The organism is Saccharopolyspora gregorii, assembly GCF_024734405.1.
Taxonomy (GTDB): domain Bacteria; phylum Actinomycetota; class Actinomycetes; order Mycobacteriales; family Pseudonocardiaceae; genus Saccharopolyspora_C; species Saccharopolyspora_C gregorii.
On record NZ_CP059556.1, the window covers coordinates 50,850 to 69,275 of the forward strand.

The following is an 18,426-nucleotide window of genomic DNA, read 5'->3' on the forward strand; positions in this document are numbered from 1 at the left end:
AGGTCAGCGCCGGTTTCCCCGGCGCGGTGCAGCGGCACGACCGGGCAGGCCCCCGATGACGTCGGGGACCCGCTCGGCGGAGGGCCGCTACACGCGGCCGAAACTGGCTTTGGCACTGGCGGAGGTGTGCGCGGCCGCGGGGCTCGACCCGCGGGGCGCTCGGCTGGTGCGGTTCGTCAACAACGGCGTCTTCCTGCTCCGCGAGCACCCGGTGATCGTCCGGATCGTGCTCGCGCCGTCCTTCGCCTACCGCGCGGTGAACGTGGTGGAGGCCGGCCGGTTGCTCGCCGAGCACGGGGTTCCCGCCGTGCGGTTGCTGCCGGGGGTGCCGCAGCCGGTGCGCACCGGCGGGCACCTGGCGACGTTGTGGCAGGCGGTCCCGGAGGTGGGACCCGCCCCGGACGGCGCCGACCTGGGCCGGTTGCTGCGGCAGGTGCACGACCTGCCGCTGCCCTCGACCTTGCCGCGCTGGCAGCCGATGCCGGACGTGCGCCGGAGGCTGGCCGACGCCGAGGAGCTGGACGCGGCGGACCGGGCCTTCCTGGAGCAGCGCTGCGACGACGTGGAGGCGCGGCTGGCGGAGCTGGACTTCCCGCTGCCGCCGTCGGTGGTGCACGGCGACGCGCACCTGGGCAACCTGATCGCGGGGCCCGAAGGGCCGCTGCTGTGCGACCTGGACTCGTTGTGCGTGGGGCAGCCGGAGTGGGACCTGACGCCGATGGCGGTGGGCATGCTCCGGCTGGGCGCGCCCGCGGAGCGGTACCACCGGCTGGCGGAGGTCTACGGCTTCGACGTCACCGCGTGGTCCGGGTTCCCGGTGCTGCGGGACCTGCGGGAGCTCAAGATCACCGTGAGCGTGCTGCCGATCCTGCGCAGCAACCCCGGGGTGCGCGACCAGCTGCGGAGCCGGTTGCGCTCGATGCGGGAGGGTGACGCAGCGGCTCAGTGGGAGCCCTACAGGTAGCGGTTGATGCGTACGATCGGGCGAAGTTCATCGACGAGCGGGGGCCGTGTCGGTGATTCTTGGTGACGAGCGAGGTCTGAAGTAATACGTATGTGTGAGTGTCTGCGGCACGGGGGGCCCGGATGGACGTGATGACCAGGAACGTCGCGCGGATGCGGCGCAAGCTCACTTGGCGCGGGCGCAAGGCGCTGGACTCGGCGCGGGTGCTCGACGACGTGGTGAACAGCGAGGTCCGGCTGGTGCCGGGGCTCAGCGGGGAAGCGCGGCAGCGCGCCGTGGACCACCTCGCGGAGCTCGTGCAGCTGAGCCAGGCCTACCGGCACTACTCCTACGGCTGGATCAGCCGGCGCGAGCTGGAACGCCGCGGCCGGGGTGCGCTGGGCCGGTTGGAGTCGCTCTCCTCGTCCGGGGCGCAGCAGCTCACCGAGCGCGAATGACCGTTCGGCGACGAACCGATCTTTTCCACCCAGCGGAAAACGAGCCCGGAGTTCGGCCGGGCTGAAGTGCCGCGGGCGTTCCTGGGGGCGCGCTCCGCGGCATCGTCCGACTCTAGTTCGGCTCGGCGGCCGCTGCGCCGCCGAACGTGGCACCTTCCCGAGCGGGAGCGGGCCGCCCCTTCCGGAGCGGCCCGCCCGGTCGGCTACTCGCCCGACCTGCCCAGCCGCAGCGCCAGCACCAGGCCGAGCGCGACGAGCACCACGGCCCCCGCGATCCACGGCCAGATCGGCATCCCGCCGCCCGAGTCGGGCTCGGCCCGGTCGGCGTCCGGCGGCGGCGCCGGGGTGCCGGTGCCCGCCTCGGTCAGGGTGAAACCGCGCTTGCCGCTGACCGGGTGGCCGTCGTTGGACAGCACCCGGTAGCCGATCGTGTACTCGCCGGCCGGCCCGAGCGGGCGCACCGGCGCGACGACCTCGGTGCCTTCGACGCGCACCTGCCCGTCGGTCCAGAAGCTGCCGTCCGGGCCGACGACGGTGATCGTGTTGTAGCCCTCGCCGGAGCGCACCGGCTGGTCGAAGGTGAGCCGCACCTCGGCGGGGCCGGAGCTCAGCTGCGCGCCTTCCGCGGGGTCGCTGCCGACGAGGGTGTTGTGCGCGAACGCGGGGCCCGCCGCGCCGAGCAGCGCCGCGAAGGTCAGCGCGGTGATCGCGAGCAGTCGCCTCATGCCCGGCCCCCGTTCTTGCGGCGGGCGGCCAGCAGCGCACCGGCGCCGAGCCCGAGCCCGAGCGCGCCGACGGCGAGCCCGGCACCGCCGAGCACCCGCGCGGTGTCGTCCGCTCCGGCCGGTTCGGCCTCCGCCGCGTCCTCGTGGCCGTCGTGCCCGGTGCCGTCCGGCGCCGAGCCGTGCCCGTGGCCCGAGCCGTCCCCTTCGACCAGGGCCAGCGCCGGTGCCGGGTGCTCGGGCTCGGAGCCGTCCGCGGCAGGCGGCTGGTCCCAGCGCACGACCTCGCCGCTGTCGTAGGTCTGCTCGGTGGGCAGCAGCAGCCGGTCGGTGTCGGTGGGGAAGGTGCCGAGGGTGGCTTCGAACTCCTGGAACTGGTCGGGCGCGATGGCGGTGCCGGGGCGCGCGGTCCAGGTGATGCCGGAGACCGCTTCGGTGACCTGGGCGCCCGCCACGTCGACGGGCCGGTCCAGCCGCACCTTCCGCACCTCGGCGGTCCAGCCGGGCAGCGGCTTGGTGCGCACCGAGCTCAGCGGGTGGTCGAGGGGGAGCGCGACGTGCACCCGCACGGTGCTCGCGTCGGGCCGCTCGTTCGGGACCCGGAACGCGATCTTGGCGTGGCCGCCCTGCTCCGCCTGCTCGGGGTTCGCGCTGACGTGCGCGGCGGCGGTGCCCGCCCCGGCGATCGTGGTGAATGCGATCGCGGCGGTGACGCCGGTCGTGCGGAACAGAGATCGAGTTGTGGACATGGAGATCTGGACTCCTGATCTGTGCGGTTTCGCACATCAATTCAAGAATTGCGAATCGATCGGGGATACGAATGGACAACGATCCGGGTGCCGTTCGGTGTCATCCCGGTCCGCCGTTCGGCGGTTCCGGCGGTCCGCGCAGAGCGTGGATCCGCTGCCGGATCAGTTGTTCGATCAGGAGGAGCGGCTCCGCCGGGAGGCAGATCGCGAATCTGGTCGTTACAGGCGGTAACGGCGCTGGCATCTTCCGCGGAAGCGTCAGCCTTAAGGTTGAAACGATTACAAAGAGTGCATCCTCGGTCCGGTGCAGCAGGACGGCTACCAGGAGCCCCGCGAGGACGTGACCCAGGGTCATCGCAACGGGGTCCAGTGGCAGTCCGCGCAGGGGTGCCGAGTCCGAGTGCGAGGCCGCTAGCTGCAGGAACAAGTGAAGTGACACCTGCCCGACACCGACTGCCCCTACAATGCTCCACAACCCTCGCCTGCGGTCGGCGAGCGCCACCCCGGCTCCGGACAACAAGGCGGTGATCAAAATGGTGGTTCCGAGATCGGGTGTGGAACCACCCGCGGCTGCATGTGCGGCTACTGATAGTGACGCCGAGGTGGCCGTCAGCGCCAGCCCGCGCAGCGCACGAGCAGCGCCACGCGCAGGGATGGAACGGGTCGCCACGGATGTCCAGCCTAGATGTCGGTTCGGCCACGCTGAGCGCAAGTGAGCTTGCCTTGATCCGCCGAATGGGTCACGGTTTATGGGTTGCGGACGGTCGGGAATTCTTCCTGCACGAGCAGACAGTGACAGGTGAATAGTGTTCCGGCCGTCGTGACGTGAGGTACGGAGAGGAGGGGGCGTCGCGAGTTCGGGCGCCGGAACCTGTGTCGACTGAAGCAGATCTACGAGAGGGTGGCTCGTCGGGCCACGCAACGGAACCATCGGGGTCACCCGAGTTCATCGGCAAGCCGAGGACGGACTGGACCGTCTTCGGAGTCACCGCCGCCATCATGTTCATCCTGGTGGCGTGGGGGTCGGTGGGCACCGAGTCGCTGAGCGGCTTCGCCGAGAGCGCGCTGGAGTGGCTGGTCACCAACACCGGCTGGGGCTTCGTCCTCGCCGCCACGGGCTTCGTCATCTTCGCCCTGTTCCTGGCGTTCAGCCGGTACGGGCGCATCCCGCTGGGTGCTGACGGCGAGAAGCCGGAGTTCAGGACGATCTCCTGGATCGCCATGATGTTCAGCGCCGGCATGGGCATCGGCCTGATGTTCTACGGCGTCAGCGAACCGCTGACGCACTTCATGACCCCGCCCCCCGGCACCGTCGAAGGCGGTACCGACGCGGCGGTGGGCACCGCGATGGCGACCTCGCTGTTCCACTGGACCCTGCACCCGTGGGCGATCTACGCGGTGGTCGGGCTGGCGATCGCGTACAGCAGCTTCCGCCGCGGTCGCAAGCAGCTGATCAGCGCGGTGTTCATGCCGCTGATCGGCAAGCGCAACGCCGAGGGCCCGATCGGCAAGCTGATCGACATCCTGGCGCTGTTCGCCACGCTGTTCGGCTCGGCCGCCTCGCTGGGCCTGGGCACGCTGCAGATCCAGTCGGGCATGCAGGCCGCGGGCTGGATCGGGCAGACCAGCACCGTGCTGCTGGTGCTGATCATCGTCGTGCTGACGATCTGCTTCATCGCCTCCGCGGTGTCCGGCGTCTCCAAGGGCATCCAGTGGCTGTCGAACATCAACATGGTGCTCGCGGCGGTGCTGGCGGTCTTCGTGTTCGTGGCCGGCCCGACCGTGCTGATCCTGAACCTGCTGCCGACCTCGCTGGGCGCGTACATCAGCGACTTCGGCGAGATGGCCTCCCGCGCCGGTGCGACCGGTGGCGACGAGATGCACTCGTGGCTGTCCAGCTGGACGGTCTTCTACTGGGCGTGGTGGATCTCCTGGACGCCCTTCGTCGGCATGTTCATCGCCCGGATCAGCCGCGGCCGCACGATCCGCCAGTTCATCGGCGGCGTGCTGCTGGTGCCGAGCGTGGTGAGCCTCATCTGGTTCGCGATCTTCGGCGGTGCCGCGATCGACACCGGCAAGGCCGACCCGGCCATCGTCAACGGCGGCGCCGAGGCGCAGACCTTCACGGTGCTGGAGCACCTGCCGCTGGCGCTGGTCACCTCGGTGCTGGTGATGATCCTGGTCGCGATCTTCTTCGTGTCCGGTGCCGACGCCGCCTCGGTGGTCATGGGCACCCTCTCGCAGCGCGGCTCGATCGAGCCGAGCCGCTGGGTGGTCATCTTCTGGGGTGCCGCGACCGGTGCGGTCGCCGCGATCATGCTGGTGATCGGCGGTGGCGAGGACGACGCCCTCTCGGGCATCCAGAACCTGACGTTCATGGGTGCGCTGCCGTTCGCGATCGTCATGGTGCTGCTGTGCGTGGCGCTCACCAAGGACCTGCGCAGCGATGAGATGACGCTGCGGGACGAGAAGGGCGCCGAGGTCCTGGAGCAGGCCGTCATCGCCGGTACCGAGGAGCACGACGGCGAGTTCCAGCTCGTCACGACTCCTGCGGAGACCGAGGAGGACGGCGCCGAGGGCGGCTCGGGCGAGTCGGCGGCGAAACCGGGGGCGGCCACCACGTGAGTTTCCTGGATTACGTCGCTTCCAGGTGGCAGCAACTGCTGGTGGACTCCTACCAGCACGCCAGCATGGTGGTGCAGTGCATCGTGCTGGCGACCATCGTCGGCGTCCTGGTCGGGGTTGCGGTGTACCGCAGCCCCGCCGGGGCCGCGGTGGCCACCGCCCTGTCCAGCGCAGTGCTGACCATCCCCTCGTTCGCCCTGTTCGGCCTGCTCATCCCCGTGCTGGGGCTGGGCGTCGCGCCGTCGGTGGTGACCTTGGTGCTGTACGCGCTGCTGCCGATCGTCCGCAACACCATCGTCGGGCTGTCTACAGTCGACCAGCCGATCCTGGACGCCGCGCGCGGCATCGGCATGAACCGGTTCCGGGTGCTGACCAGGATCGAACTGGCGCTCGCCTGGCCCGGGATCCTCGCAGGCATGCGGGTGAGCACCCAGATGCTGATGGGCATCGCCGCCATCGCCGCGTACGCGAAGGGGCCCGGCCTCGGCAACCTGATCTTCAGCGGCCTGTCCGGCCTCGGCAGCGCGAACGCGCTGAACATGGCGCTCGCGGGCACGCTCGGCGTGATCGTGCTGGCGCTGCTGCTGGACGCGGTGTTCGTGCTGCTCGGACGCCTGACGACTTCGAGAGGTATTCGTGGCTGAGAACAACAAGCCCGACACCGACGACCGCGCCGGCGGTCACGGCGTCGAAATCCGCCTGGAGGAGGTCTCCAAGCGGTACCCGGGCCAGAAGCTGGCCGCGGTCGAATCGGTCACCATGACGATCCCCGCCGGTGAGACCGTCGTGTTCGTGGGCCCCTCGGGCAGCGGCAAGACCACCACCATGCGCATGATCAACCGGTTGATCGAGCCCACCTCGGGCCGGATCACCATCGGCGGCCAGGACGTGCTCGGCCTGGACCCGGACAAGCTGCGCCGCGAGATCGGCTACTCGATCCAGCAGGCCGGGCTGTTCCCCCACATGACGGTGGGCGAGAACGTGGGCATGGTGCCCGGCCTGGTCGGCTGGACCAAGCAGCGGACCGTGGAGCGGGTCGACGAGATGCTCGACCTGGTCGGCCTGGACCCCGCCGAGTACCGCGGCCGCTACCCGCGGCAGCTCTCCGGCGGGCAGCAGCAGCGCGTGGGCGTGGCCCGGGCGCTGGCGGCCGACCCGCCGGTGCTGCTGATGGACGAGCCGTTCGGCGCGGTGGACCCGATCACCCGCGGCGTGCTGCAGGACGAGCTGATGCGGCTGCAGGCCGACCTGGGCAAGACGATCGTGTTCGTCACCCACGACTTCGACGAGGCCGTCAAGCTCGGCGACCGCATCGCGGTGCTCGGCGAGCGGTCGAAGATCCTGCAGTACGACACGCCCGAGGCGATCCTGGCGAACCCGGCCGACGACACCGTCGCGGGCTTCGTCGGCGCCGGTGCCGCGCTCAAGCAGCTCACGCTGCGCCGGGTGCGGGAGATCGAACTCGGCCAGGTGCCGACCGCCGGGATCGACGAGCAGCCCAGCGCGCTGCAGGAACGCCTCGGCACCCGGCGCGGCGCCATCGGCCTCGTGCTGGACCGCCGCAAGCGGCCGCTGCGCTGGGCCACCGCCCGCGAAGCCGGTGCCGTCTCCTCGCTGGAGCGGGCCGGCCGCGCCGTGGAGGACAGCGTCTCGCCCGCCTCCACGCTGCAGGACGCGCTGGAGGCCATCCTCACCGACGACGACGGCGTCGCCGTGGTCACCGGGTCGCGCGGGGAGTACGTCGGCGTCGTCGACATCGACACCGTGATGACGACGATCAAGGACCTCCGCGAGGAGCACGCCGACGACCACGCCGACCAGCCCGCCGACGCCGGGGACCGGTCATGAGCGGTTCCTACGCCGCCGACTCCGGGTCCCGCACCGCGGAACGGCTGCGCCTGTTCGCGCAGCCGCTCGCCGCGCTGGTGCTGGTCGTGGTCGTCGTCGGCGTGGCGTTCACCCACCGGGACAACGTCGTCACCAGCCGGAACATCACCGCCTCCACGCTGCTCACGCTCACCTGGCAGCACCTGCTGATGAGCGTGGCGGTCGCGTTGATCGTGGTGCTGGTCGCGGTGCCGCTGGGCATGCTGCTCAGCCGGTCGTGGGCGCGGCGGGTGAGCCCGCTGATCATCGGTCTGGCGAACATGGGCCAGGCGGCGCCGTCGGTCGGTCTGCTGGTGCTGTTCTTCCTGCTCACCAACGGAACCACCGGGTTTTGGATCGCGACGCTGCCGATCGCCGTGTACGCCCTGCTGCCGGTGCTGCGCAACACCCTGGTCGGCCTCCAGCAGGTCGACCCGTCGCTGATCGACGCGGGACGCGGTATCGGCATGTCCGGGTTCTCGGTGCTCGTCCGCATCGAACTGCCGCTGGCCGTGCCGTTCATCCTGGCCGGGCTGCGGACCGCGCTGGTGCTGGCGGTCGGGACCGCCACGCTGGCCTGGTTCGTCGGCGCGGGCGGGCTCGGCGAGCTGATCGACACCGGGTACAAGCTGAGCAACTGGACGGTGCTCTCCGTCGGCGCGGTGCTGGCCATGGCGCTGGCCCTGCTGGTCGACTGGCTCGGCGGGCTCGCCGAGCGGTACCTGTCACCGAGGGGGCTCCGATGATGCGTGGAACACCGATGTCCCGCCGAGGCGCGCTGAAGCTGTTCTCGGCCGCCGCGGCGGGCGCGGCGCTCACCGGCTGCGGGCTCAGCTCGGGCTCGTCGGTGCCGCTGAGCGTCCGGCCCGGCTCGATCAAGCCGGTCCCGGAGCTGGAAGGCGTCCCGCTCACCGTCGGCTCCAAGGACTTCACCGAGCAGATCGTGCTGGCCTACATCGCCGAATTCGCGCTGGTGGCCGCCGGTGCGGACGTGCGGGACCTGAGCAACATCACCGGTTCCGCGAGCGCCCGCAACGCGCTGGTCAGCAAGCAGATCGACGTGGTGTGGGAGTACACCGGCTCGTCCTGGATCAGCTACAACGGCAAGACCGACCCGATCCCGGACGCGATCGCCCAGTACGAGGCGGTGCGCAAGCTCGACATCGAGCAGAACGGGGTCACCTGGTTCGCGCCGTCGCTGAACTCGGACAACACCTACGCGCTCGCGCTGAACCGGGAGAACGCGGACCGGCTCGGCGTGCACACGCTGTCCGACCTCAAGCGGCTCGGCCAGGAGAAGCCGGACGAGCTGTCGTTCTGCCTGGAGAGCGAGTTCGCCAGCCGCAACGACGGCATGCCGGGCGTCGCGGAGACCTACGGGTTCGCGGTCGATCCGGGCCGGGTGGAGACGCTGAACACCGGCACCATCTACACGGCCACGGCGACCGGCAAGGCCTGCAACTTCGGTGAGGTGTTCACCACCGACGGCCGGATCCAGGCGCTGGACCTGAAGGTGCTGGAGGACGACAAGAAGTTCTTCCCGCGCTACAACCTGGCCGTCACGGTGCGGGTCGACATGCTGGAGAAGTACCCGCAGCTGGAGGACGTGTTCCAGCCGATCTCGGACCGGTTGAACAACCAGGAGCTGCTGGACCTCAACGCCGGGGTCGACGTGGACGGCCGGGACCCGGCCGACGTCGCCCGCGACTGGATGGTGAAGCAGGGGTTCGTCACGCTCTGACGACCCGCCTCCGACGCGGCAGGGCCGGTCGCTCCGTTCGTGGAGCGACCGGCCCTGCCGTCGTGCTGCCCGGTCCGATCAGACGCCGAGGCGCTGGAGCAGGTCGGCCTCGATGCGGTCCAGCTCGCCGGTCACCGCGCGGTGCGCGGCGCGGCGGCGCGGGGCGGGCATGTGCTCGGCCGCGCGGACGGCGCTGGTGAGCTGGCCCAGCCTGCTCTCGGCCTGGTCGGCGAACTTCTCCACCAGCGAGATCTCGGCGGCGCTGCGGCCGCCGGTGCGGGTGCGCAGGTCGCGCAGCGCCTCCGCGTCCCCGGCGATGCGGGCGTGCAGCGCCGCCCCGCGCCCGGTGAACCGGCCCAGGTCGTCGACGGGCACGCCGAGCCGCCGCGCGCGGGCCCGGTCGTAACCGTCCCGCGCGGCGGTGAACGCCTGCCACGCGTAGGGGGCCAGCGCCGGGCCGAGGATCTTGGCGACGCCGACGGCCTTGCGGGCGTCGCCGGGGGTGAACCGGCCGTGCTCGCCCTTCTTGCGCGCCTTCTCGTCCCGCTTGGCGGCCTTGGCCGCGGCCTTCGCCTCCTGCTTGGCGGCCTTGGTCTCCGCCTTGGCCCCCTGCTTGACGGCCTTGGTGCCCTCCTTGGCCGTCCTGGTCCGCTGCTGGGCGGCCTTCGCCTCCAGCTTGGCGACCTTCTTGACCTGCTTGGCGGCCGAGCGCACGTCCCCGCCGGTGTCCCCGCCGGTGAGCGGCTCGGCGTCGAGCACCTCGGTGGTCAGTGCTGCGGTGGCCGGTTCGCGTCGCGTCATCGCCGCCTCCTGCTGTTCCGGCGCGGTCCGCGCCGTGCCGATGCCCCGACCCGGGGCTTCACCTCGCTCGCGGATCACTGTAAGGAGTCGCGGCGGCGGCTGCCGGTTGACCGGAAGCGCGAGTGATCCACCAGATGTGCACGCCGAGTCACCACTCGTGCAGCTGCGTCACCGGGGTGATGGGCGCGATCGTCGGGGGCACGGCCTACGCTGCGGGGCGTGGAGAACGAGGTGCTGCTCGACGCGGGCGTGGTCACGCGATGCCGCAGGAGGGTGCACCTCGACAACGACCCGCAGGCCCGCGACCTGCCGAAAGCACCCGTGGACCCGGGCATCGAGCAGCGCGTCAGCGACGCCGCCGACCACCGCCGCGCCATCGCCGACCGGCTCGAAACCGCGCTCGGCGAGTCCTGGGCGCGCATCCCCCGCGATGCGAGCAGGCGGCAGCGCGAACGGGAGACGCTCACCGCGATGCGGGACGGCGTCCGCTTCATCTCCGGCGCGCAGCTGCCCGCCGACCCCGAAGCCGGCCGGTTCGGCGGCATCGACCTGCTGGTGCGCGTCGACTCCGGCTACCTGCCGGTGCTGGTGGTGCGGCACAAGACCACCGACCCCGGCAACGGCGCCCGCACCTCCCCGGTGGAGGACCCGCTGCCCGGCTCGGCGCGGCGGGACCCGCGGCGCAAGGTGCGGTCCCAGCCCCGGGACCAGCTGCGGCTCGCCCACCTGGTGCGGCTGCTCGCCGCGTGCGGGATGGCCGCGCCCGGCAACCCCACCGGCGGCGTCATCGGCGTCGACGGCGACGTCGTCGTCTGGCACGACCTGCTCGCCCCGAACTGGCCGGGCGGCCGCACCGCGCTCGCCGAGTACGACGCCCGGTTCACCGACCGGGTCGCCGTCGCCACCGCCGCCGCGACCGGCGCCGAACCGCTCGCCCGGCCGTCCCGCGTCACCGAGTGCAAGGGCTGCCCGTGGTGGCCGACCTGCTCGGCCGAACTGCGCGAAGCCCGGGACGTGAGCCTCGTCGTGCGCGGCGAGGACGCCACCGCGCTGCGCGGCGCCGACGTGCACACCGTCGACGACCTCGCGGCCATGACCCCCGAGCGGGGCGCGGGCACCGCGCTCGGCGCCGCCCGCACCGCCGAGGCCGTGCTGCTGGCGAAGGCGTGGCTGCGCGACCTCCCGCTGGTCCGCCGCGTCCGCGAGCTCGACGTGCCGCGCGCCGACGTGGAGATCGACGTCGACATGGAGAGCTACGCCGACTCCGGCGCCTACATGTGGGGCTGCTGGCTCTCCGGCGTCGACGTCGACGAGGAACCGGGCTACCGCGCGTTCGTCACCTGGGACCCGCTGCCCTCCGACGACGAGGCCCGCTCGTTCGCCGAGTTCTGGTGCTGGTTCACCGCCGTCCGCGAGCGGGCGCACGCGCGCGGCCTCACCTTCCGCGCCTACTGCTACAACGAGCTCGCCGAGAACCGCTGGATGCTGTCCTCCGCCGAGCGGTTCGCGGGCAAGCCCGGCATCCCCGAGGTGTCCGAGGTGCGCCGGTTCATCGGCTCCGGCGAGTGGGTCGACCTGTTCGCCGCCGTCCGCGACCAGTTCCTGTGCCCGCAGGGCAAGGGGCTCAAGGTGATCGCGCCCAGCGCCGGGTTCGCCTGGCGGGACCCGGAGGCCAGCGGGGAGAACTCGATGCGCTGGTACCGGGACGCCGTGGGCCTCGACGGGCAGCGGCCCGAGCCGTCGCAGCGGCGGCGGCTGCTGGAGTACAACGAGGACGACGTCCGCGCCACCCTCGCCGTCCGCCGCTGGATGACCTCGCCCGAAGCGGGGGAGATCCCGTTCACCGAGGACCTCTGACCCGGTCCGGCCGAACCGGTCACGGGACGAGGACCGCCCGGCCGGTGATGTCCCCGTGATGGAGCCGCTCGTAGACCTCGGGCGCCTGCTCCAGCGGGAAGGTCTCGGTGTGCACCGAGATGGCGCCGGAGCGGCCCAGCGCCAGCACGTCCAGCAGCTCGGCGCGCCCGCCCCAGCAGGGCGCCGCCACCGACACCCCGAACGGCACCGCGCCGAACGCCACCGGCAGCCGGCCCTCGCCGACCCCGACGAGCGTGACGTCCCCGGCGATGCCGACGCACTCCGCCGCGGTGCGCACCGTGGGTTCCGCGCCGACGAAGTCGACGACGAGCTCGGCGCCGCGCCCGCCGGTCAGCTCGCGGACCCGCCGGGCGGCGTGCTCGTCCGAGCGCAGCACCTCGTGCGCACCGACCCGCCGCGCCAGCTCCAGCGGCTCCTCGGCCAGGTCGATCGCGACGATCCGGGCGGGGGTCAGCGCCCGCAGCAGCTGCACGCCGAGGTGCCCGAGCCCGCCGACGCCGATCACCACGGCGGTGCTGCCCGCCACCAGCTTCGGCAGCGAGCGGCTGATCGCGTGGTACGGGGTGAGGCCCGCGTCGGTCAGCGGGGCCGCCACCACCGGGTCCAGCCCGTCCAGCGGCGCCAGGTGCCGCGGGTCGTCGACCACCATGTACTCGGCCATCGCGCCCGGAGCGCCGAGCCCGGGCGCCACCACGCCGAGTTCGGCGGTGCGGGTGCAGTAGTTCTCCATGCCGGTGGCGCACTGCCGGCAGCCGCCGCAGCCCCACGGCCCGTACACCGCGACCTGCTCGCCCTCGGCCACCGCGGTGACGCCGCGCCCGACGGCGGCGACGGTGCCCGCGCCCTCGTGGCCGAGGGTCAGCGGCAGCGGGTACGGGAAGCCCTCGGCGGGCCAGCTCATCACGGTGAAGTCGGAGTGGCAGACGCCCGCGGCCTCGACCCGCAGCAGCACCTGGCCGGGGCCCGGTTCGGGGACGGGGATCTCGACGACCTCCGGCCTGGAACCGACCTTGCGGTACTGCACGGCCTTCATCGAGCCCATTCGCGAGCGCCCTCCCCGATCCGGATCACCTGGCTGATCATTTTGGCGGCATCCGCAGCGCGCCGTCCATGCGGATGACCTCACCGTTGAGGTAGTCGTGCTCGACGATGCCGACCGCGAGCTTCGCGTAGTCGCCCGGCACGGCGAGCCGCTTCGGGAACGGCACCCCGGCGGCGAGCCCGGCGCGGAACTCCTCGCTGACGGTGGCCAGCATCGGGGTGTCCACGATGCCGGGAGCGATGGTCATCACCCGGATCCCGGCGGAGGCCAGGTCGCGGGCGGCGGGCAGCGTCAGGCTCGCCACCCCGCCCTTGGAGGCCGCGTAGGCGGCTTGGCCGATCTGCCCGTCGAAGGCGGCGACGGAGGCGGTGTTGATGACGACGCCGCGCTGCCCCTCCCGGTCGGGTTCGGTCTCGCGGATCGCCGCGGCGGCCAGCCGCAGCACGTTGAAGGTGCCCAGCAGGTTGATCTCCAGCACCTTGCGGAACAGGTCGAGGTCGTGCGGGCCCTGCTTGCCGCTGATCCGCGCGGACGGCCCGATCCCGGCGCAGTTCACCACGATCCGCAGCGGCACCCCGGCGCCCGCGGCCTGTTCGACGGCGGTGCCGACCTGGTCGGCGTCGGTGACGTCGGCGGCGGTGTAGGTGATCCCGTCGACGGGCGGCGCCGCGGTCACCGAGTCCGGCAGGTCCACGCCGAACACGTGCGCGCCGCGTTCGGCGAGCGCGCGGGCGGTGGCCGCGCCGAGCCCGGAGGCTGCGCCGGTGACGATGGCGGCGGTGCCGGTGATCTGCATGGGTCTCTCCTCGGTGTCGATCGCGATGCGCTCGTAGTCAACCAGTACTGGGTGCGGTTGTGCAGTACTGATCGGGTCGTGAACTGCCGTGCACCGCTGCGTCACCACCCGAGCAGCAGCGCGTGAACAGTTGCCGAAGCGGCCTTCCCCGCCCGGCCGGTGTGCCACGATTCGGGCGAGGTCAGCTTCCCGAACTGGGGATTTCCCGGTCGGGCCGCCGCTGTGGAGGTCGCCGTGTTCGCTCGCCGGATCGTGGTCGTCGGGACGGGGTACGTCGGGTTGACGACCGGCGCCTGCCTGGCGTCGCTGGGACACCGGGTGGTGTGCAGCGACGTGGACGCCGCGAAGGTCGCCCGCCTGTCCCGCGGCGAGGTCGGCATCCTCGAACCCGGGTTGGGCGAGCTCGTCGCCGAGGGCATCGCGGCCGGGCGGCTGGAGTTCGTGCTCGGCTCGGCCGGTGCGGTCGCCGACGCCGAAGTGGTGTTCCTCTGCGTGCCCACGCCGATGGGTTCCGGCGGTGGCGCGGACCTGGCCGCCGTCGAATCGGTCGTCGCCGAGGTCGCCGCCGAACTGCCCGCCGGGTGCGTGCTGGTGTGCAAGTCGACGGTGCCGGTGGGCACCTCCGCGCGGGTCGCCGAGCTCGTCGGCCGTCCCGACGTGGCCGTGGTGTCGAACCCGGAGTTCCTGCGCGAGGGCTCCGCGGTGCACGACTTCCTGAACCCGGACCGGATCGTGGTGGGCTCCGCTTCGCAGGACGCCGCCGAGCGGGTCGCCGCGCTCTACGCCCGGCTGGGCGCGCCGACGGTGCTCACCGACGCGCCGAGCGCCGAAATGGTCAAGTACGCGGCGAACTGCTTCCTCGCGACGAAGCTGTCCTACGTGAACGCGGTCGCGGAGCTGTGCGAGCGGCTGGGCGCCAACATCTCGGACGTCACCGAGGGCATGGGCTACGACCGGCGGATCGGGCAGTCGTTCCTGCAGCCCGGGCCCGGTTGGGGCGGCTCCTGCCTGCCCAAGGACACGGCCGCGCTGCTGCAGGTGGCGCAGTCCGTCGGGTTCGACTTCGAACTGCTCGGCGCCGCGATCGACTCGAACGCGCGGCAGCGGGAGCAGATGGTCGCGAAGGTCGCCGACGCGTGCGGGGTCGGCGTGGCCGGTTCGCTCGACGGGGTGCGGCTGGGGTTGCTGGGCCTCACGTTCAAGGCGGGCACCGACGACCTGCGGGACTCCCCGGCGCTGGCGGTGGCCGAGCTGCTGGCCGCGCGCGGCGCGGAACTCGTGGCCTGCGACCCGGGGCTGCGCGGCGACGAGGCGCCGCTGCGGGACGTGGTGACCTTGGTGGACGACCCGTACGAGGCGGCGAAGGGCTCCGCCGGGCTAGTCGTGCTCACCGAGTGGCAGCAGTTCCGCGCGCTGGACTGGCCGCGGGTGGCGGGCCTGCTCGCCGGGCCGGTCGTGGTGGACACCCGCAACCACCTGGACCCGGACGTGCTGCGGCGGGCCGGGATCTCCTGGCGAGGCGTGGGCAGGCTCCCCGTCGGCTGAGTGTTCTGTCGTTGAACTCGGTCTGCGTCGTGCTCGGGTGGCGGAACCTCAGCGGTCCCCTCGCTGCGGGATCGATTTCACAGGTGGCTCCGCCACATGAGAAATCGCTGTCCTCGCGAGGGAACCGCTGAGAACCCGCGGGTGGTCGGCCTGGGTACGTGGTCGCCGCTCATCGGCTTCGCCGCTGACAAGAAACAGCAACGGGCCGCTGGGGAGCGGCGAAGGCGGGCGGTCCGCCGCTCCGCCGGGGCTGCGCGGGGGCGGAGTGGTCACCCTGGGGCATGAGGGGTTGCTGGGACGGGTGAGGCCGGAGGGGCGGTGCCGGACGTCGGGGCGGGTCGTTCCCGGTGCCGCGGGGGTTGTGGACGGGCGGCCCGCGGGCCGTGCGCCGGGCCGGTGGTGGTGGGCCGGTGGTGGTCCGGCGCGGAACCGGTGGACGACCGGCCGGTGAACGCGCGCTCGCACCACCGGGCCAGCGCAAACATTCCTTCCACAGCCTGTGGACAACTCCGTTCCCCGAGCTCCCGGGGGTGCGCGGCACCCGCTCCGCGACCGGTTGTGCACAGGTGTGGACGAAGTTGTCCACAGGTGTGCACAACTCGGCGCGGAGCGCGACCACGGCACCGCCGGGCGTCCCGGACGGGCACCGGCCACCGCGACCCAGGGTGACGCCGACGGCCCCCGGAACCGCGCCGCCGACCGGATCGGGTCTCAGGAACCGAGGCGGTAGCCCATGCCGCGGACCGTGCGGATCCGCTCGCTGCCGATCTTGCGGCGCAGCGCCCGCACGTACACGTCCACCACGTTCGAACCGGGGTCGAAGTCGTAGCCCCACACGTGGGACAGGATCTGCTCCCGGGACAGCACTTGGCCGGTGTGCCGCAGGAACAGCTCCAGCATCGCGAACTCGCGGGCGGTCAGGTCCACCGTCGCGTCCGGCAGCTGGGCGCGCCGGGTCCGCAGGTCCAGCGACAGGTCGCCGTCGCGCAGCACCGCCACGTCCGGCGCGCGGTCCGCCGAACGCAGCCGCAGCCGGACCCGCGCCAGCAGCTCCTCGAACCGGAACGGCTTGGTCATGTAGTCGTCGGCGCCGCCCTCCAGCCCGGCGACGGTGTCGTGCACCGAGTCCCGCGCCGTCAGGATGATCACCGGGAGGGTGATCCGCTGCGCCCGCACCGCTTGCAGCACCGAGAACCCGTCCTTGCCGGGCAGCCCCAGGTCGAGCACGGCCAGGTCGTGGTCGCCGCCGAGCAGCAGCTCCTGCGCGGTGGCGCCGTCCCCGGCGACCGAGGTGCCGAAGCCGTTGGCGCGCAGCCCCTTCTCCAGGAACGCCGCGATGCGCGCCTCGTCCTCGACGATCAGGATCTTGCTCACGGGTGGGCCTCCTCGGCGGTCGCGGACGGGACGAGGCCGGGCACCGCGCCCGGCCAGGCGGGCAGGTCGAGGCCGAAGGTGGCCCCGTTCCCGGGTTCGGACAGCACCCGCACCCGCCCCTGGTGCGCTTCGGCGATGGCGGCGACGATCGCCAGTCCCAACCCGGCGCCGCCGCGGCCGGGACCGCTGCCGTGCGCGAACCGGGCGAAGATCTGCTCCACCTCGGCCGGGTCCACCCCCGGCCCGCGATCGGTGACCCACAGCGTCAACCGGCCCAGGCTCAGCGCCGAGCCGATGCGGATCTCCGAGCCGTCCTCGGTGTGCTGCACCGCGTTCTGCGCCAGCTGCACCACGGCCTGGGTGAGCCGCTGCGCGTCCACCACCACGTCGCCCTCGCCGATGCTCTCCAGCACCCAGCGCCGGTCCGCGATGGAGCGCACCTTCGCGTCGATGTCGCTGGTGAGCTCGGCCAGCGACACCTCGGCGGGGTGCACGAAGTCGGGCCGGTCCGCCTTGGCCAGCATCAGCAGGTCCTCGACGATGCGGGTCATCCGGTCCAGCTCGTCGGTGCACAGCCGCACCACCTCGTCGCGCTCCTCCGGGTCGTCCCCGAGCAGTTCGAGGTGCCCGCGCACGATGGTGATCGGGGTGCGCAGCTCGTGGCTGGCGTCGTCGACGAACTGGCGCTGCGTGCTGAACGCCGATTCGAGCCGGTCGAGCATCGCGTTGAACTGGTAGGCCAGCGCCGCGATGTCGTCGCGGCCCTCCACCGGGATGCGGCGGGTCAGGTCGTGCTCGCTGATCTCCGCGGCCGTCTGCCGCACCACCCGCACCGGTGCCAGGATCGCCCCGGCCACCACCCACGAGGAGGCCGCCGCCAGCAGCACGCCGAACGCGCTGACCAGCACCAGGGTGCGCACCACCTCGTGCACCTCGGACACGTCGGCGGCGGTGAAGTGCCCGGTGATGAACCAGGCGTGCCCGCCGTCGCGGGTGTGCACCTCCACCTTCACCCAGCGCAGCGGTCCGGCGCTGGAGCGCGCGGTGCCCTCCCGGGCGGGGGTGTGCGAGATGCGTTCCAGCAGGCCCGGGTCGTGCACCGCCGCGCGGGTGCCCTTGTCCTGCGACTGCACCCGCATCTGCAAGCCGGTGGGCGTATCCCAGGTTCCGATGAGCGCTTCCCACGCGTCCGGGTACTGCTGGCCGAGGTAGGTCTCGAACAGCACCTCCGGGTCGCCTATCGGCACGCCGGTGGCGGGGTCGCGGCCGACGTGGGCGAAGTTGACGAACTCGTGCCCCTCCTGCTCCAGGGCGGCGGTGACCTTGTTCATCGCCTCGTTGTGCAGGAACCGCCACACCAGCAGCACGATCCCGGTCAGCACCACGACCAGGACCAGCAGCATCCAGCCCATGATCTGGGCGCGGGCGGGGACGCGGGTGCCGCGGCGCGCCTGCTCAGTCGTCATCGTCCGGCCGGCTCGGGGCGTCGGGGTGGTCCGGGTGGTCGGGGGAGTCGGGGTCGTCGGGGGAGTCGTCGGGATCATCGGAATCGTCGTCGTCGTCCTCCGGTTCCGGCGGTGGCAGGTCGGCGGGCGCCGAGGTGGCGACGACCGGCGGCGTCGCCGGCCTGCTGGGAGCGGGCCCGACCAGGTCGCCGACGCGCACCTCGGCAGGCACCTGCGGGGCGCGCGGGCCGTTGCTCAGCGCGTAGCCCAGCAGCACCGCGGTGATCGGCAGCGCGAGCGCGGCGATGAGCAGCGGCAACCTCTTCACCGGCCTCATGCCCGCATCGTCGCCGCCTTCCTGGCCCCGGAGGATGAGAAGGGCATGAGAACTTTCTCATGCGGGGCGCCGGAGGTTGCGCGGATCCCGCGCCTGGCGGCACC

17 protein-coding genes are annotated in these 18,426 nt (G+C 72.4%); 9 read left to right on the top strand and 8 right to left on the bottom strand.

Translation table 11 applies throughout. The features are described from left to right. The first annotated feature begins 55 nt into the window (after positions 1-55). On the top strand, positions 56-964 hold the full coding sequence (locus H1226_RS00225; protein ID WP_258344737.1) for a phosphotransferase enzyme family protein: 909 nt from the start codon (positions 56-58) through the stop codon (positions 962-964). 131 nt (positions 965-1,095) lie between these two features. Next, a complete protein-coding gene (locus tag H1226_RS00230) occupies positions 1,096-1,401 on the top strand; it encodes a hypothetical protein (protein WP_258344739.1) in 306 nt (101 codons plus the stop codon). A gap of 203 nt (positions 1,402-1,604) precedes the next feature. Here H1226_RS00230 and H1226_RS00235 read toward each other — a convergent pair whose 3' ends face one another. Together H1226_RS00235 and H1226_RS00240 are read right to left on the bottom strand one after the other, a co-directional pair. Then, a complete protein-coding gene (locus tag H1226_RS00235; protein ID WP_224958798.1) occupies positions 1,605-2,126 on the bottom strand; it encodes a copper resistance CopC family protein in 522 nt (173 codons plus the stop codon). Continuing rightward, positions 2,123-2,872 (bottom strand): YcnI family copper-binding membrane protein, encoded by a 750-nt coding sequence (locus H1226_RS00240; RefSeq protein WP_258344742.1) that lies wholly within the window; start codon positions 2,870-2,872, stop codon positions 2,123-2,125. The genes H1226_RS00235 and H1226_RS00240 overlap by 4 nt, the downstream gene beginning before the upstream one ends. 948 nt (positions 2,873-3,820) lie before the next feature. Here H1226_RS00240 and H1226_RS00245 point away from each other — a divergent pair. The 5 genes from H1226_RS00245 to H1226_RS00265 are packed head-to-tail and all read left to right on the top strand — an operon-like array spanning position 3,821 to position 9,104. Continuing rightward, complete coding sequence (locus tag H1226_RS00245; protein ID WP_258349520.1) at positions 3,821-5,497, top strand: BCCT family transporter; 1,677 nt, start codon at positions 3,821-3,823, stop codon at positions 5,495-5,497. Further along, entirely contained in the window at positions 5,494-6,141 is a 648-nt protein-coding gene (locus H1226_RS00250) for an ABC transporter permease (RefSeq protein WP_224958793.1), read from the top strand. The genes H1226_RS00245 and H1226_RS00250 overlap by 4 nt, the downstream gene beginning before the upstream one ends. After that, positions 6,134-7,345, top strand: coding sequence for an ABC transporter ATP-binding protein (locus H1226_RS00255; RefSeq protein ID WP_258344751.1), 1,212 nt, complete (start codon positions 6,134-6,136; stop codon positions 7,343-7,345). The genes H1226_RS00250 and H1226_RS00255 overlap by 8 nt, the downstream gene beginning before the upstream one ends. After that, positions 7,342-8,109: an ABC transporter permease gene (locus tag H1226_RS00260; RefSeq protein ID WP_258344754.1), complete on the top strand. Its 768-nt coding sequence runs from the start codon at positions 7,342-7,344 to the stop codon at positions 8,107-8,109. Before H1226_RS00255 ends, H1226_RS00260 begins: the two co-directional genes overlap by 4 nt. Before the next feature lie 14 nt (positions 8,110-8,123). Next, positions 8,124-9,104, top strand: coding sequence for a glycine betaine ABC transporter substrate-binding protein (locus H1226_RS00265; RefSeq protein WP_258344756.1), 981 nt, complete (start codon positions 8,124-8,126; stop codon positions 9,102-9,104). A gap of 78 nt (positions 9,105-9,182) precedes the next feature. Here H1226_RS00265 and H1226_RS00270 read toward each other — a convergent pair whose 3' ends face one another. Further along, on the bottom strand, positions 9,183-9,905 hold the full coding sequence (locus H1226_RS00270) for a DUF6474 family protein (protein ID WP_258344758.1): 723 nt from the start codon (positions 9,903-9,905) through the stop codon (positions 9,183-9,185). 219 nt (positions 9,906-10,124) lie between these two features. Here H1226_RS00270 and H1226_RS00275 point away from each other — a divergent pair, with 219 nt between their 5' ends. Then, positions 10,125-11,762 carry a TM0106 family RecB-like putative nuclease gene (locus H1226_RS00275; protein ID WP_258344760.1) on the top strand — a complete coding sequence of 546 codons (1,638 nt, stop codon included), beginning with the start codon at positions 10,125-10,127 and terminating at the stop codon, positions 11,760-11,762. A gap of 19 nt (positions 11,763-11,781) precedes the next feature. Here the strand turns inward: H1226_RS00275 and H1226_RS00280 are convergent, their stop codons facing one another. Together H1226_RS00280 and H1226_RS00285 are read right to left on the bottom strand one after the other, a co-directional pair. Then, on the bottom strand, positions 11,782-12,816 hold the full coding sequence (locus tag H1226_RS00280; RefSeq protein WP_258344762.1) for an NAD(P)-dependent alcohol dehydrogenase: 1,035 nt from the start codon (positions 12,814-12,816) through the stop codon (positions 11,782-11,784). 46 nt (positions 12,817-12,862) lie between these two features. After that, complete coding sequence (locus tag H1226_RS00285) at positions 12,863-13,621, bottom strand: SDR family NAD(P)-dependent oxidoreductase (protein ID WP_258344774.1); 759 nt, start codon at positions 13,619-13,621, stop codon at positions 12,863-12,865. A gap of 234 nt (positions 13,622-13,855) precedes the next feature. Here H1226_RS00285 and H1226_RS00290 point away from each other — a divergent pair, with 234 nt between their 5' ends. Further along, on the top strand, positions 13,856-15,166 hold the full coding sequence (locus H1226_RS00290; RefSeq protein WP_258344776.1) for a UDP-glucose dehydrogenase family protein: 1,311 nt from the start codon (positions 13,856-13,858) through the stop codon (positions 15,164-15,166). Between the two features lie 711 nt (positions 15,167-15,877). On the opposite strand, the gene H1226_RS00295 is transcribed toward H1226_RS00290, so the two are convergent. Genes H1226_RS00295 through H1226_RS00305 form a run of 3 tightly spaced genes read right to left on the bottom strand, consistent with a single transcriptional unit; the run spans position 15,878 to position 18,322 of the window. Continuing rightward, positions 15,878-16,540, bottom strand: a complete 663-nt coding sequence (locus H1226_RS00295) for a response regulator transcription factor (RefSeq protein WP_224966687.1) — start codon at positions 16,538-16,540, stop codon at positions 15,878-15,880. Beyond that, on the bottom strand, positions 16,537-18,006 hold the full coding sequence (locus tag H1226_RS00300; protein WP_258344779.1) for a sensor histidine kinase: 1,470 nt from the start codon (positions 18,004-18,006) through the stop codon (positions 16,537-16,539). The genes H1226_RS00295 and H1226_RS00300 overlap by 4 nt, the downstream gene beginning before the upstream one ends. Further along, a complete protein-coding gene (locus H1226_RS00305; RefSeq protein WP_258344781.1) occupies positions 17,996-18,322 on the bottom strand; it encodes a hypothetical protein in 327 nt (108 codons plus the stop codon). The genes H1226_RS00300 and H1226_RS00305 overlap by 11 nt, the downstream gene beginning before the upstream one ends. Positions 18,323-18,426: the final 104 nt, after the last annotated feature.

Bases quoted from the DNA above. Each gene is read 5' to 3' on its own strand.
- H1226_RS00265 (WP_258344756.1), top strand. From the start codon at position 8,124: ATGTCCCGCCGAGGCGCGCTGAAGCTGTTCTCGGCCGCCGCGGCGGGC.
- H1226_RS00300 (WP_258344779.1), bottom strand. From the start codon at position 18,006: ATGACGACTGAGCAGGCGCGCCGCGGCACCCGCGTCCCCGCCCGCGCC.
- H1226_RS00270 (WP_258344758.1), bottom strand. From the start codon at position 9,905: ATGACGCGACGCGAACCGGCCACCGCAGCACTGACCACCGAGGTGCTC.
- H1226_RS00305 (WP_258344781.1), bottom strand. From the start codon at position 18,322: ATGAGGCCGGTGAAGAGGTTGCCGCTGCTCATCGCCGCGCTCGCGCTG.
- H1226_RS00285 (WP_258344774.1), bottom strand. From the start codon at position 13,621: ATGCAGATCACCGGCACCGCCGCCATCGTCACCGGCGCAGCCTCCGGG.
- H1226_RS00280 (WP_258344762.1), bottom strand. From the start codon at position 12,816: ATGAAGGCCGTGCAGTACCGCAAGGTCGGTTCCAGGCCGGAGGTCGTC.
- H1226_RS00230 (WP_258344739.1), top strand. From the start codon at position 1,096: ATGACCAGGAACGTCGCGCGGATGCGGCGCAAGCTCACTTGGCGCGGG.
- H1226_RS00235 (WP_224958798.1), bottom strand. From the start codon at position 2,126: ATGAGGCGACTGCTCGCGATCACCGCGCTGACCTTCGCGGCGCTGCTC.
- H1226_RS00225 (WP_258344737.1), top strand. From the start codon at position 56: ATGACGTCGGGGACCCGCTCGGCGGAGGGCCGCTACACGCGGCCGAAA.
- H1226_RS00260 (WP_258344754.1), top strand. From the start codon at position 7,342: ATGAGCGGTTCCTACGCCGCCGACTCCGGGTCCCGCACCGCGGAACGG.
- H1226_RS00240 (WP_258344742.1), bottom strand. From the start codon at position 2,872: ATGTCCACAACTCGATCTCTGTTCCGCACGACCGGCGTCACCGCCGCG.